Below are 14,235 nucleotides of genomic sequence, written 5' to 3' on the forward strand. Positions count from 1 at the left end.
CTCTCGCCCACTGCTTTTCACTTACAAATAGGAAGATTTCCATGACCACGCTAAAACTTGAAAACGTATCTTTTAACTACTTGGCCGGACAGAAGAATGTTCTTGACAACATCAGTGTTGAGTTTGAGTCCGGAAATTTCTACGCCATTATTGGTAACTCTGGAACTGGTAAGTCCACGCTATTGAGCTTGTTGGCGGGCCTTGATGCGCCCACTCAGGGAACCATTTCGATGGATGGTGAGGACATCGCTAAGCGCGGCTACACGCATCACAGGCAGCACAATATTGCTTTGGTGTTCCAAAACTACAATCTGATTGACTACTTGACCCCGCTGGAAAACGTTCGCCTGGTGGATTCTAAGGCGAAAGTCGATGCGCTACTGGAGCTAGGCATTTCTGAGGAAGAAGCGAACCGTAACGTGATGCAGCTTTCTGGCGGCCAGCAACAACGGGTTGCTATTGCACGCGCTTTGGCCGCAAAATCGCCCATCATTCTTGCCGACGAGCCTACCGGCAACCTCGATGGTGACACCGCTAGCGAAATGGTGGCGATCCTGCGCAATCTTGCCCACGAGCAGGGCAAGTGCGTCATCGCCGTTACACACTCAAAACAGCTGGCACGCGAAGCTGACGTGGTTTACCGCCTGAAAAACAAGAACCTTGTGAAGCAGTAACGAGCAGGGGCTTGTTGGTTCGGCTTAGCGGCAGCCGGCAAACCTCATGAGCCCATAGCGGTTGGGGCGCGTACCTTTTGGGGGCGCGCCCCAACCGCATAAAGGCCCGCCTTAAACGGGAATGCTTAGCGCGTTAGCAAACTCAGCTTCGCTAACCTTCATGAGCGAGACAAACGACTCATAATCCTTAGTTCCCTGCGGAATACGTAGCCCATGTTTCATAACGAAGGTATCGTCACGGGGCTTCTCGTTATTCTCATATCTAGAGCCTTTATTAAGCCACAGCTTCTGAGCATGTGTTTCACCGCCTTCGGGATACAAGAAGTACCCCACGCGCGCATCAAACCTATACATGTATGCCAAAATCTGTAAGTAGTCTCGATTGCGAATATTCTCAATCGGCTTATATTTCGCATCTGCGATTATCCGGTTATCATGATCCCTACTCACAAAATCGGGGTAGATCCATCCGGAGCTATTCGAAAACAAATGATGCCGCCCCTCTGAGCTTTTGTTTCTTGGATGGAAGTAATCTGCACTAATCAGCGAGTTCACGTATTCTTCCCACAGCCAAGCGCCGTCGAAAAGCACGCCGTAGATTTCTCTCTTGCCTGAACCAACAAAATGCTTGCGCTGCTGCAGAATCAACAGGCACAATTTTTGCAAACTTGCGTATTCGCGAAAATAAGCGTGGCGTATCAACCGTTTCGTGTTCTGGTTTATAACTCTTCTGCGTTCATATGCTCTATACGGCTCAGTCACTTCTCGCACTAGTCGCACGTCATCTTTTACCTGCGCCAAAAGAAATTTGCCGTTCGGCTTTAAGCTGATGACCTCAATGGTATGCCGGACTAGCTGCATCATCGCATTGTCAAAAGAAAATTGGCGTTCGTTAAACCCGACCTTGCCGGTGAATGGAGTGTTTTCTTTAATGTGCCGAGCGATGTCAATAGTTCCTCTGATCGTCGCTTCATTGCGCTGGTAAGTAACGTATTGCTTGTACAGGCCCTTACGCATCGCTTGCTTCAAAAAACGTGGAAAGAGGAATATAAGATACTCGAATACCTGGCCGTCGTGGTCAAGATCGGTATTCAAATCGACTATATTAGGCAACCCGAATACGCGGACCAACAAGTAACGGAAGAAATGGTCTTCTGTGTGGTTACTAAAGCGAGATTTGATTGTTAACCGCTCATCTCTAAAACCGATAAAGCCCATCAGGTTGCTAGTTCTGTACTCCCCGCGTGAGTGAGAAATGACGATGTTCTCCACATCCAAATCTTCAGACTTTTTAAGGGCATCCTGAACGATAAACACGCCTTCGGATTCAAGATCGCGCAAAGGTTTATTTGCCAGTTTTCCGAGTAAACGAGGAGTCTGCGCGACCTGCTCGGGCAACAACAACGAGTTATCGTTAATTCTCAGGTTCTTCATTCAACGCGCTTTCAGAGGTAGCAGGGTAGCCGTATGCCTTCGCAAACTTCGCCATGATTTCTGCTTCGCCATAGAGACCTTGAACATATTCACGCAGGAGCGGCTCGAGGTAGTCGGTCCAGAGTTGATCGAAACTAATGTCATCCAACTTCAAGAAGTATGCGGGTCCTATTTCATAGTTCTCATTCAGGTCTTCCACGCCGGTTATAGCCCGGTTAAGTGCAGTCATCCGCTGCTTAGCCTGCACGCGAACTTCAGGATCATTTATATTGTCTAAAATCGCTATCTGATCCTGGGCACGAAGTTCAATGAAACGGAAGCGCCTACGCATAGCAAAATCGAAAGAATCAACCGAACGATCTATATCGTTCATCGTTCCAATAATGTAAACATTTCGTGGGATGTAAAACTTCTTCGTCTGATCCAAATGGAGGTTGAAATACTGGGTTGCTACCCCGCCGCGTTCACCTCTATACCCTGGATCGACAGCGAAGAATAGCTCACCGAAAATCTTAGAAATCTCCCCGCGATTGATCTCATCAATAATGAACACGTACCTCTTATCTTGAACCTGATCAACAAAACGAGCAGAAGGTGCCTTCATGAACTTTTTGATCTTGTTACAAAGAACAAAAATGTATGAGTGTTCATGCTTGTTATGCGCAGTATTAAGGATCCTCCTCAGATCCTTCACTTTTCTAAGCTGCCCCTCATCTGCAAGAACAGTTTCTATATCAGCCAGGCTGACAATGATCCGACTCGTAACCTGATTTCCGGGGATAGACACATGCACGCGCGTGTCATCCACGTTTGTTACAAAAAACTCGTTTCCATTTGTTGTCTTAAATGGAGTCACGCCCAGATCGATTGATTCAAAGAAGTCCCCCATTGCCTCTTTAACGGAGCTTTCCCGGCGGATCCGGTCACCCGACTTCTGCCTATCCTCATAGTTTTTACGGGCCTCGTCCACGAACTTCTTGAAAATCCCATCCTGAAGTTCAAATCCCATCGTGCCATCGTCATTGATGCGCGGGCGAAGCCCTTCAACGAAATCTGAATAATCGTAGCTTGGATGGAACTGGACAAATCCAACTTGCCGCTTTTCATCGTCCCCAAGCTCAGTGAAATCTTGAGTTCTCCCCTCAGAAATAATGTCAGCCGCTATCTGCCTGGCCAGGTATGTCTTGCCAGTTCCGGGAGCACCCCTGAAAATGATGTTCTTGGAATCGATGAGGGTCTGGGAATACTTATTGCGAAGAACGGCTCCCTCAGCAGTAGCGTCTTCCTCTTCCGCGACGACTAGCTCCTCGTCCTGCGCATCGAAACTTCCTTTTTCCCGGTAAATCAGCATGAACTTATCACCGGGATTACCAAATCGTCTCAGACATTCCTGTTCAAAATGGAGGGTGGAGAATATGTTCCAACAGTGAATGACAAAACTGCCATGGTCACTGCGTTTGTATACCAGGGTCGTGAAAGCGCTTTGCCCGCTAATGCGCCGATATTCCTTCTCGCTATAGAAAATGCCCTTGTACTCGATAGCGTCTGGAGATTCCTTGCCAATAGGAAACTGAAGCCGTTCGTTCAAACTCAGCTGTTTGATCTGCTGCTCGTATAGTTGGAAAACCAAAAATGGTAGCGTCTTGTTGGAAATATAGCGTTCACGAGGCTTGCGAGCCCTCTCGGTCTTTTCGCCTTGCGCGTTTTCGAACCAGACGTGTAGCGGCTTGTACTGGTCCCCCATTTTCAAATCATCCATTGTGAAACGAGGATCAGTTGAGTCTATGTTTTCAGCGGTAATCGTCAAGGTGAACTGCTCGAGTGCCTGCGTGGTTGAATCAACTTCCAGCTCTAACAAGTCATCAGATACCGCCATTGGTATTCCCTTCTGTGTATTCAAGCCTGTTCGAACTAATGCTCAAGTAGCACGCGCTCGTTTACCATTTTAGAGATCTAACACAGGCAGCACACCGCTTCGTCTTGCCTGCTCAACCCAAAGTGACATGCGCGGTCTACATGTTGCATTTTTGGGTACCCAAATGGGCTTCGGACACATACTCTAAGCGCACGTATTTATGCGGTCAAAACTGGATCACAACTGCCACTTTCCCCGTCTATTTTGTGGGATCAAACACTCTCAGCCCGCTGGAGCGCCAATTTGGAAACAAATCCAGAAGACGCTCAGAATTTTTTTAATTTTTTGCCAGATTCGGTGGTTATTTATAGAAAGTCGTTTTTGACACGTCGGTTTTAGGGAGCAATTTTAACCAAAGAACGGTTCTCTAAAGTAATAGTAAAGGAGAAAACTGAGTGTCTAAACCTTCACGAATCGTGGGGCTAGATATAGCGCGCTCACTCGCGATCATCGGAATGATAACTATCCATATGGCCTCCCTGCTTTGGAGCACTAAAGTTATGCTCTCTGGCCTACCTTCCTCATTGTTTGCCATTATTGCCGGCGCCACGATGATGATTATCGGCAGAAATTACAGCACCAACACTTTCTTGCGGCTAGTTGCTAGAGGCGCCCTGATTATCCTCATTGGCCTGGCACTACTTCCCGTTGGCGGAGAGATTCAAGTGGTTCTCATCGTTATGGGCCTAGTAATGATCCTGGTTTCCTGGATGCCCGCATTAGGAACATGGTGGAGGCTCGCTCTATTTATTGCCGCCACAATCGCCGCAACAGTTGTGTACACCCCCATAGCACTGCCGCAGGTCTATCCGCTACTAGCGTGGATCGCATACTTCATTGGCGGCATGCTTCTTTTCGATGTGTACCTGCGTGGCCGCCTACAGCGCGATTCTGCTTCGAAGACCAGCACTAACACTCGGCTGAGCTGGATTGTCACCGGTATCAGTGTTGTCATCGCCACCATCGGCATGTACTACCGATTTGACCCAAATATTCCCAGCTGGCTCAGCTTTACCGGTCACACTGGTGTTGCCGGAGAGATTATCCTCTCCGTTGCCGTTGCAGCCGTAGTGATTCACCTGTGCCTGATTGTAGGAGACCGCTCTCGGATCGTGGCTTATCCTTTCGCAGCCATGGGAACGATGTCGCTGACCATTTATATTCTGCACATTCTCACCGCTTTCTACTGGCAGCAAAACATCGCGTTGCATTCCACTTTGTCAGCAACCGGTTTCATTGTGTTCTTCCTCGTCGCAGCTAGCCTCTGGAAGAAGTTCGTAGGACAAGGCCCTGCCGAAAAACTCGTTGCCACCACAATCAAGGCCATTGTTCCTTCTGAGAAAGGGAAATAACCGTGAAGAAATCATCTTTTTCGATCGCTGCCATTGTCAGCGCCACCCTACTAATGACCGCAACTCCGGCCCTCGCACTCGAATATGGCGTCCGGCACCAGAAAATGCGGAAAGTAGCTCCGTTGCCGCGCTCAAAATGGGCAAAATCGGCAACTTCGGTGACTGCACCGGAACGCTCGTTGCAGACCAGTGGGTACTCACAGCACGTCACTGCCTGGAATCTGTCAATAATGAAGGAACCCAAGCACGCATCGCCGGAAAGGTCTACAACGCTGACTCTTGGGCTCTTTCCCCTACGTCTGACGCGGGGCTACTTCACCTAACGGAAAAGGTCACTAACGCGACCCCGGCGAAGATCTCTCACGACATCCCCACCCCGGGGCAGACGGGAACTCTTTACGGTTGGAGCAGCAGCTCGTCCATGGCACGAGCGGGACAACTGCCAATGGCAAAAATGGTTGTTAAAGAACTTCTAGGCGGCGCACCGTCTGGTTCTGACACGCCTGCCGGTTCTGAAGCGCCATCCACTTCCGAGGCGCCTACCGGTGCTGATGCGTCTACCGAAACTGCCCCGCCACAGGCTATGCAGCCAGGCGCCAAAATGCCAGAATCCGGCCAAACCGAGTCTGGCCCTGAGGAGATGGAAGGCATCCCGGCTGACGGATCCATACAGCCGAGGATTGAAACTTCCATCCTGGATGTACAGTCAGTGTCTGGAGCTGGCATGCAGGGCGGTGACTCTGGCGGCCCATTCTTTGTTGACGGAAAACTTGCGGGACTCGCTACCGCTGGAACTGCCAACGGGGATCCGGATTTGCCCTCCCCCAGTGCGGCAATCACCACCATCGCGGGCACCGCTGAATGGATTGACAACGTTATCTCTGGCCGCGACACGCAAAGTGTTCTGACTGCAGAGAACACTCCTGCACCGCCGAAAACGATTCAGACCAGCGGCGATAACATTTGGGGATACCTTGCGATCGCATGTGTAGGCCTTGCTGTTGCAGCAGTCGGGTCACGTATCCGCAATGCGCGCCAGTAACAACACCTACACAACCGCCTACAAATAGCGGACAACCCTCGAAAGCCGCCTCCCTGAAAATGCTGGGAGGCGGCTAATAATACGAGCAGTTTCACAGTAACCCGGCGCGAAGTTTTATGCCACCACTGTTACGTCCGTGCACTTCTTCTACCCCATCGGCGTGACCAGTACAGAAATGGGTGCATACCAACAAGGTTGTCCCATTTACGACGTTCCGAGCTAAGATCAGGAATGCTCAATCGCCTGGTAAGGCTGCTTCTATAAGGTCGCGGCCAGTCACATAACTTTCGCTACTGCCCGAGGCAATCATTTCCCGAGTCTCGCGGATAGCTCGGAGACTTTCCTCGTTTGGACGCTTATAGTCAAAAGACAAAGGAATCGAGTTGGTATTCACCATTTCCGTGAAAAACGCCCGCACGACGGAAGACAGGTCAAGCCCGTAGGATTCCACGACACTTGCCGCCCCGTCCTTCAACTCACTATCAAGACGGATAGTCAGATTACTTGACGCCATTTTCCCTCCATTCACAGTTTGCACTCACAGCTTACAACGCTTGTTAGTGCACAACAAGGTGATGTGTGCCCATTCAACTGCCGGTAAACGCGCATTTTCGCGCCCCTGCGGCTATATCCGTCAGCGAAAGGGTAAAACTCAACACCCAAGGTCAGTCCCAAAGCAAAACAATTCCGGCCCAGCTTAGAAACCCACCACGCGACTTTTTCTCTCCACCCATAAGGACATTATAAAAATGGTGACACTGAGCAGAAACAATACTCGGAGCATCGTTAAGCCTCGCCTCGCATCAACGGCGTCTGGACATTCCTATACCGCCTGGCCCTCTACTCTGTTATCTACGGAACCCTGCTAGCCTTGCGAGGCCTCTTTCCGAAACGATCGCCAGAGAAGAAAATGAGCGCAGATACCGTGCCAAATGCCTAACAAGCCGCGTCAACGCATGTCGATTCGTCTACCTTTCCAGTGATCCGTGAGCCACCGGTCGTGGCTAGTAATGATCAATGTGCCGGTCCAGCTTAATAGCGCCCTCTCAAGGGCTTCCGTTGAGGCTAGATCAAGATAATTCGTTGGCTCATCGATAACGAGTATGGTTGGAGCAGATGCAAGGGCAGTCGCAATTTGCGCGCGACGTTGATTGCCGGCCGATAATTCTGGAACGGGTATGGACCACATTGCCGGATGCAAGAATCCTTTGCCAACTTCTCCGACTCCATCGTGCCAAACATCGGTGTTGAAGCCTGTGTCATTTTCTTTAGGCAAATGCTGAGGCACAAGGCTGATCGATTCGTCGCGCGCAATAATTCCACTCGCTACGGTCCCAGCAGGTGGATGTCCACTATAAATCCAATTCAAGAGTGTAGATTTTCCGGAGCCATTCGCACCTGCGACCAGCAAATGTTCACCGTATGAAATATCAAAGCTAATGGCGTTCAGGCGATGCATAACGAATGCTTGCCTGCACGATACTGCTATTCCTGTGCGCGTGGTTGGAGCCTCAAATTCGAATGACAAGTTGTAGTTACGTGGTTTGCGCACCTCTTGACTTATTAGGGACTCTAATCGCTTGTCATCGTTTCGCATTCGGCGTTCAGCCGTTGTGGCAGCGCGATCTGCAAAATACTTCTTCGCCTTCCCTTCAGCTGTTGCTAAACGGACTCCGCCTCGGGAGATTCTGCTGGATTTCTGCCTATGTTTTCTCAACCTGTATTTTTCGCCTTGTTGTAAATCATGCAGCTCATCATGTTTTTTCTGGGCTCTGATTTTTTCTTTCAGGTAGTTGGAATAGTTTCCCACACACCGATAAAGACTCGACGTTTCACACGTTCCATCAACCTTCGCAACCTCGTTCCATACAGTCGTGTCCATGTCGTAGATGACTGTTGCTGTATCTTCAATGAAGGCACGATCGTGGCTTGCCATCAAAACCGGACCTTTCCAGTCATTTACCGTCTCGGTGAGAAACCTAATCGCTTCTACATCAAGGTGATTGGTAGGCTCATCCAAAATCAACACTTCAGGTTTCAAGATGAGAGTGGCCGCCAGTTGCAGGCAAACTCGCTGGCCTGGAGATAGCGTCCCAACATGGCGATTAAGCCCAGAATCTGTGAAAGCGCTCAAGCCCAACTCGGCCAATACCTCCGCAACCCGTGCATCCAGCGTCCAAATGTCGAAGCTTGTCATCTGGGCTAGTAGCTGATCATATTCTAGCCCCATTTCAACGAGATTCGCGTCGGCCTCCAGCCGATCAGATACGTAATAAAAGCGGGTAGAAATGCTTCGAAGTGGATGCAGCGCTGCGTCGAGATATTCACCGATGCTCCCATCAAACTGTTCAGCCTCAGGCATTTGGAACAACTCTGTTGCGAGTCCGCTAACTCTTGCCGTCCCCATTTCGGGAGCCAGATCGCCAGATGCGATCCGAAGCAACGTGGTTTTCCCGCACCCATTGGGGCCGATCAGACAAGCTCGCTCACCTTCACCAATATGCAGATCAATACGGTCCAATACTGGCTTAGATGAATAAGAAAAAGAAACATTATCGAGGTTGATTGCAGGCATGATGATCTCCAGGACGCAACGATTGTTAGGGCGGCGTCTCAGCTGGGCTGAGTAGAGATCACAAAGTCATCGGACATTGCTCCTCGAGAAAACAATAAGTCTAAATTTTAAAATTCAATATAGTCGAACTCCAAGCTACTATCTACCAGTTGGAGTCCCCCTCAACTCTCTAGCAATGGCTTTACTCAATAAACATCAAGAACTCGCGCTCCGCGCTTTGCAAGCCTTGCCCCCCCCCCAATCGTGCCTAATTTCGTCTCACGTCCAAGATAATGAGCACATGAGCAACACGAGCAGACCACTAAACGCCCTACTAATCGGCACCGCATCCGCAGCCACCCAAATCGAAGGGGGCGACACCAACAACAACTGGTACGAGTGACACAAGGCCCCAACATTGCAGACGGTTCAACGCCGTTTCGCGCAAACGATCACTGGAATCGCTGGCGTGAAGACAACGAACTCATGGGCGAACTCAGGTTCCCAATCGCCCGCATCGGCCTCGAATGGTCACGCATCGAACCCGAACCAGGCCACTTCGATCATGCGGTAATTGACCGCTACCGCGAAGAACTTGCCGACCTCAAAGAACGCGGAATAAAACCCCTCGTGACGCTCCACCACTTCTCCAACCCGCTCTAGCTAGAACGAAGCGGACAGTGGACAAACCCTCTTACCATCAAAGCGTTCCTGCGCTACGCCCGCTACGCTGTGCGAGCACTATCCGACCTCGTAGACGAGTGGGTGACAATCAACGAACCTAACGTTTACGCCACGCAGGCACACCTGTTCCACGAAGGTCCGCCCGGAAACGTCAGCATGCGCGACACCCTGAAAGTCATGCGACACATGGCCATCGCGCACCTATACGCCTACGAGCTCATCCACTCCATGACACCAGATGCGACGGTCACCATCGCTCACCACCTGCGCAGCTTCGCTCCGCTAAACCCAAAGAATCCGTGGCACAAGTTCCTCACCAGCGCGGATTCCTACCTGTTCCAAGATCAACTAATCGAGGCATTTGGCAAAGGTAAGTTTGGGCCAGTAATGGGACGCTCACCCGTGCCCGAAGGTCGCTACGTCGATGTCATCGGCCTCAACTACTACTCGCGCACAGCCGTTGACGGGCTCAAAGACGGTACATTCCCGGATGTTCCGCTAAACGTCCTCGGCTGGGAAATCTATCCGCAAGGCCTCGTTGAGTGTTCCAAAGATCTGCATGAGAGGCTCGCCGTTCCCGTTTGGATCACAGAAAACGGATGCGCAGACAACGGCGATGCGAACCGCCTCGAAAGCTTCCGGCCAAGATTCCTTGCCGACCACCTGGGCGCGATCCTTGACTCCTCGGTACCGATCGAACGCTACTACCACTGGTGTTTTGTGGATAACTGGGAATGGTCCGATGGAGAAATCTCCCGCTTTGGGATTGTCTACAACGACTACGAAACGCAGCGACGCATCGTCAAACCATCTGGCCGTATGCTCAGCGAAATCGTGAAAAGCGGCGAGCTGAGCAGCGACATCATTGCGCGCTACACCGCAGGGCAGACCTATTGCACCCCAAGCACCATCAACCTGGCCTCGCCAATGCTCGCCGCATTCGCCTGCTTGTACTTGGCGGCTATCCCGGCCTCTATGTCATGTCAGCATCGCTTGCAGTAATCGGTGGAATATCCGTAATGATGGTGCGAGGAAGCCGGTAGGCAAAACCCGAATCAATCCGGACGCGGGTCCGTGAAATACGGCGTTAAGTGTCCGGCCTACGTTACGCCGTGTACTGGAGCGCTATGCGATCTTCCGGATGACGATCATTCAAATAGAGGACGGCCAGGAAGAACCACTCCGCTGGCTTCATCAAAACCCACACCACATCGGCCGCCCACTGCGATCTGATCAGCTTAGCAATCGGGAAACCATACGTGTCATACAAGCGGCGAATAACTCGATGAGTTCTGGGCACGCGCTCTTCCAACACCTGCTCAAACGCATTGGCCACAAGCAGCTGGCGATTCACAACCACCGGCCGGCCATGACGCAATCCCATGCGAATCGGCTTGACCACCGTTCGGTGTCCGCCAGCCGCCACAGTGCAAAGGTAGTGCTCGTCAAAATACACATTCTGAGGAGCGACCTGCTGCGATAGATTCCAGTCGCTGGTCTCGGTAAACGCCCTCACCACCAAGCTCGGTGACTGGCCAAATAAAGCTAGAATCCCCACGACCACGGCAAGTAGCGGGAGCGCCACCACGAACCCTAGAAACGGCCAGCGCTTCGCGTCAGCCACCATTGCATCCAGTTTGCTCAATATCGAGGAGCCATCGATGCGGCCTCGTCTATCTTCATCAGCTTCGTAGGCTCGAACCTGGATCGCAACTATTTTCACCACAATCGCAAGCACAGTCAGAAAAGGAAGAATCAGCAGCGCGTCGAGGGACTTTTCAAAGGTTGTGATCTGGATAGTCCACGCCAGGCCGAACGCGGAACCCAAGTAGAGCCCCGCAATCGCAATCACAACTACGAGGGGCGGCAACTGCTTCGCCTCGTTGAACCGCAAAATGAGGAATCCGAACACGAACAGTAGCGAGATGAACAGCACGTGCGACCATGCCCGCGTGTAAACCGGCGCGTGGGTTTGGTAGTTCGCCAACTGAACGTGCCAGTCCGCAGTAGGTACAACCTCTTTGAAAAATCCCAGGTATACGAACTCGTAAACCACTATGACGCACAGGGTCCAAACGTCCAGGCCCGCATCGAGAACCGGCAAATCCTTACCGCTCGCTGCTTTGGCCGCACGGATTATTTGGCTGACAGTTAGCGCCACCGGATAGCCGGCCGCGAGCGCTATCAGGGCTCCTCCAACCAGAATCTGCCCGAGAACCTGGCCCGCGTCCGAAGGAGGTTGGGATGCGAGGCTGACAATTGCTCCGGCGACTCCGATCAACAGCGCCAAAACGACTCGCGAAAAAGAGGGGTGTTTGCTGGCGTAGCGGTACAGCTTCACTTGTCCTCCTCTCCTGCAAACACGATACACGCGCTTTCCAGAGCCTTGAACTAGCGCAGGGTTTTGCGGCCACGTATTGATTAGCTTCATCGACACCGAACACACAACGGGGGCGCGACTCCAGATAGTTTGAAGTCGCGCCCCGCATATGCGTATGGCTAGCGAATCTTGTTGCTCACTGCTGTAGTTCGCCCTACAAGGAGTGGAACCCTAGTTGGCTAGTCCTCCAGCCAGGCGATGATATTTACCTGTGCCGAATCAACTTTCTCGATGCGCAGGGGCCCCATCGTGACCAGCTTAAACTTAGGAGAATCACCCAAGGCCACCATCGACATGTCTTCAACAGCGGTGATGAGGTGGTCCGAGTAGTTGCCTAGCAGCCAGTGGTGAGCCTCAGGGCCGTGATCATTAAGCGGCGAAGCTACCGAGAGCCAGTCCATGCCCACGCAACGCAGATCCGGGAACTCCTGCGACAACCACTTCGCCAGCTCCGTGTGAATAGCTAGACCTTCACGCTTGTAGATCTCAGGATCCTCGGTACGATACTTCTCGAATCCCGTGCGCAGTAGCAAGAGCCCTTTACCCTTTAGTTCTTCTGCGAAAGGCTCTACATCTTCCTTGGTGATGATCTCGCCAGGCTTGCACTTGTGCGGCAGATCAACAACTAGTACCTCCTCACCCATGTAGACGAAATACTCCATGGGAAGATCTTCAAAGTTTGTTCCAGTGGTATTGAAATGATGCGGGCCATCCATGTGCGTGCCGAAGTGGTTTGGCAGCTCCATGATGTAGGCGTTGAAGGGGTATCCATCTACGCCGGCCTGGCGATCCTGCCTTAGTTTCAATACCGGCTCACCCGGGAAGGCAACATCATTTTCGCTCATTTTGTGTGACAAGTGTACGAACACCTTTGTTCTCCTTCACTATTAACTCGTCAAAGTTTATCTAAACGAACACTTCCTGTTGTTAGAGCTCTGACCTCTTGGGTCTAAGCATACGTGACCTGTGCAGTCGTGTAAACGAATTGAAAGAATTGGAATAATTCGACGATGCGCTGGGCCTGGGGCGGTATTCAATCCGCACCTACTAACCTGGGTGCACTGCGCTGAGGTTGAGTCGTTTTTGATTGCCTACCAGCAGTTCAGCCCCACTCCTCTCACACCTGAGGAGTGCGACATGTATGTGGCTCAATCAGCGATTTCTGCGCAGCTGCTTGGCGTAGTTGATCCACCTTTGACCGTGGCCCAGCTTTACGCGATGCTTGCGTCTTACGGCCCCGAATTAGAGTTTTCGGCCGCCACCGCTGACGTGATTGACCTGCTGATCGATAATCCTCCCCTGGATCCACCGATGAGATGGGGCTACGACATGCTGAAGGTTGACGCTATTTCGCTCCTGCCGGGTTCAGCACGAACGCTGCTGGGCCTGGAGGATGCAAACGAGCCTTCACGAGTTAGTCTGCAGGATTATTTGTGGAGGCGACCCGTTGCGCGCGTTGCTACTACCGCTTTGCGCTGGACGGTTGGCCAAACGAAATTATCAGCCGAGGTTGAGGCTGCCGCAGAGAACTAGCCGAGACGCTTAGCGGTTCCTCCGGCGAGGACGATAACTGCATCTGGAAGATGCAAACCTTACCCCTGTTGCGTTGGGTTTACCGGAGGTTGCCCCTGCGTCGGGTCGCCAGTTGGATACTGCCCTTGCGCTGGTCTTGCAGGAGGCTGCGCGCGGGAGCCGACCTGCAGATTACGCAACTGCATAAGTGTGAACACCGCGCCCACAATCATCGCAATACTTGCGATCGTCAAGAAGATAAGGCCGATTCCAATCGATGCTCCCGTGTCGCTAAGACCAGAAATACTGCCAGCACCATCAATCACGCCAAACAGGCCACCAATCAGACCAACCACGCCAGCGGCAATGCGAACTCCATGGCTTGAGGACATGATCGTTGCAACTCCCAGAGAAATAACCGCAAGCATGAGGATCAGCAAGAACACCCCCTCATTACGCACAAGTTCGTTGAAGTAATTAATCGACAAACCAAAAGCGTGAGCAATTGGGAGGAACAGAGAGATCAGGCCAAGCACACCCGCACCCGTGAGAATTATTGGGCCATAAGAGATAGTCCTACCCTCACTGGATTTCCCCTGCGTTTCGCGCATCGAGCTCTTCGCTACCTCGAATGCATCATAGGCCGCAGGAGTTGCCCTGTGATCGTAGAAGCCTTTTATTCCCGAGG

General features: G+C 51.7%; 12 protein-coding genes and 1 pseudogene. 6 read left to right on the forward strand and 7 right to left on the reverse strand.

Annotated elements, in window-relative coordinates; translation table 11 throughout:
- The first annotated feature begins 41 nt into the window (after positions 1 to 41).
- A complete protein-coding gene (locus HMPREF9238_RS03050; protein ID WP_016443975.1) occupies positions 42 to 674 on the forward strand; it encodes an ABC transporter ATP-binding protein in 633 nt (210 codons plus the stop codon).
- A 111-nt stretch (positions 675 to 785) separates the two neighbouring features.
- On the opposite strand, the gene HMPREF9238_RS03055 is transcribed toward HMPREF9238_RS03050, so the two are convergent.
- Together HMPREF9238_RS03055 and HMPREF9238_RS03060 are read right to left on the reverse strand one after the other, a co-directional pair.
- Positions 786 to 2,108 carry an McrC family protein gene (locus tag HMPREF9238_RS03055; RefSeq protein ID WP_016443976.1) on the reverse strand — a complete coding sequence of 441 codons (1,323 nt, stop codon included), beginning with the start codon at positions 2,106 to 2,108 and terminating at the stop codon, positions 786 to 788.
- Entirely contained in the window at positions 2,089 to 3,984 is a 1,896-nt protein-coding gene (locus tag HMPREF9238_RS03060) for an McrB family protein (RefSeq protein ID WP_016443977.1), read from the reverse strand. Before HMPREF9238_RS03060 ends, HMPREF9238_RS03055 begins: the two co-directional genes overlap by 20 nt.
- A gap of 434 nt (positions 3,985 to 4,418) precedes the next feature.
- Between HMPREF9238_RS03060 and HMPREF9238_RS03065 the strand changes: the two genes are divergently transcribed.
- On the forward strand, positions 4,419 to 5,375 hold the full coding sequence (locus HMPREF9238_RS03065) for a DUF418 domain-containing protein (RefSeq protein WP_016443978.1): 957 nt from the start codon (positions 4,419 to 4,421) through the stop codon (positions 5,373 to 5,375).
- Between the two features lie 136 nt (positions 5,376 to 5,511).
- Entirely contained in the window at positions 5,512 to 6,417 is a 906-nt protein-coding gene (locus HMPREF9238_RS03070) for a trypsin-like serine protease (RefSeq protein WP_016443979.1), read from the forward strand.
- 235 nt (positions 6,418 to 6,652) lie between these two features.
- On the opposite strand, the gene HMPREF9238_RS03075 is transcribed toward HMPREF9238_RS03070, so the two are convergent.
- Both HMPREF9238_RS03075 and HMPREF9238_RS03080 read right to left on the reverse strand, forming a co-directional pair.
- A complete protein-coding gene (locus HMPREF9238_RS03075) occupies positions 6,653 to 6,931 on the reverse strand; it encodes a type II toxin-antitoxin system RelB/DinJ family antitoxin (protein ID WP_016443980.1) in 279 nt (92 codons plus the stop codon).
- Positions 6,932 to 7,366: 435 nt separating this feature from the next.
- The gene (locus HMPREF9238_RS03080; protein ID WP_016443981.1) at positions 7,367 to 8,992 is read right to left on the reverse strand and encodes an ABC-F family ATP-binding cassette domain-containing protein; all 1,626 of its coding nucleotides are present in this window, start codon (positions 8,990 to 8,992) and stop codon (positions 7,367 to 7,369) included.
- A 378-nt stretch (positions 8,993 to 9,370) separates the two neighbouring features.
- Between HMPREF9238_RS03080 and HMPREF9238_RS09220 the strand changes: the two are divergent.
- Both HMPREF9238_RS09220 and HMPREF9238_RS09225 read left to right on the forward strand, forming a co-directional pair.
- Positions 9,371 to 9,946, forward strand: a pseudogene (locus tag HMPREF9238_RS09220) (family 1 glycosylhydrolase); the annotation flags it as partial.
- A 96-nt stretch (positions 9,947 to 10,042) separates the two neighbouring features.
- On the forward strand, positions 10,043 to 10,657 hold the full coding sequence (locus HMPREF9238_RS09225) for a family 1 glycosylhydrolase (protein ID WP_491044361.1): 615 nt from the start codon (positions 10,043 to 10,045) through the stop codon (positions 10,655 to 10,657).
- A 103-nt stretch (positions 10,658 to 10,760) separates the two neighbouring features.
- Here HMPREF9238_RS09225 and HMPREF9238_RS03095 read toward each other — a convergent pair whose 3' ends face one another.
- Positions 10,761 to 11,996 (reverse strand): DUF6688 domain-containing protein, encoded by a 1,236-nt coding sequence (locus HMPREF9238_RS03095; RefSeq protein WP_016443984.1) that lies wholly within the window; start codon positions 11,994 to 11,996, stop codon positions 10,761 to 10,763.
- A gap of 218 nt (positions 11,997 to 12,214) precedes the next feature.
- Positions 12,215 to 12,904: a cyclase family protein gene (locus HMPREF9238_RS03100; protein ID WP_016443985.1), complete on the reverse strand. Its 690-nt coding sequence runs from the start codon at positions 12,902 to 12,904 to the stop codon at positions 12,215 to 12,217.
- A gap of 97 nt (positions 12,905 to 13,001) precedes the next feature.
- On the opposite strand from HMPREF9238_RS03100, the gene HMPREF9238_RS03105 reads away from it, so the two are divergent.
- Positions 13,002 to 13,568 carry an oxygenase MpaB family protein gene (locus HMPREF9238_RS03105; protein ID WP_083938910.1) on the forward strand — a complete coding sequence of 189 codons (567 nt, stop codon included), beginning with the start codon at positions 13,002 to 13,004 and terminating at the stop codon, positions 13,566 to 13,568.
- A gap of 59 nt (positions 13,569 to 13,627) precedes the next feature.
- On the opposite strand, the gene HMPREF9238_RS03110 is transcribed toward HMPREF9238_RS03105, so the two are convergent.
- Positions 13,628 to 14,158 carry an NfeD family protein gene (locus tag HMPREF9238_RS03110; RefSeq protein WP_016443987.1) on the reverse strand — a complete coding sequence of 177 codons (531 nt, stop codon included), beginning with the start codon at positions 14,156 to 14,158 and terminating at the stop codon, positions 13,628 to 13,630.
- Positions 14,159 to 14,235 lie beyond the last annotated feature (77 nt).

It is taken from the genome of Gleimia europaea ACS-120-V-Col10b, from assembly GCF_000411155.1.
GTDB classification, from domain to species: domain Bacteria; phylum Actinomycetota; class Actinomycetes; order Actinomycetales; family Actinomycetaceae; genus Gleimia; species Gleimia europaea_B.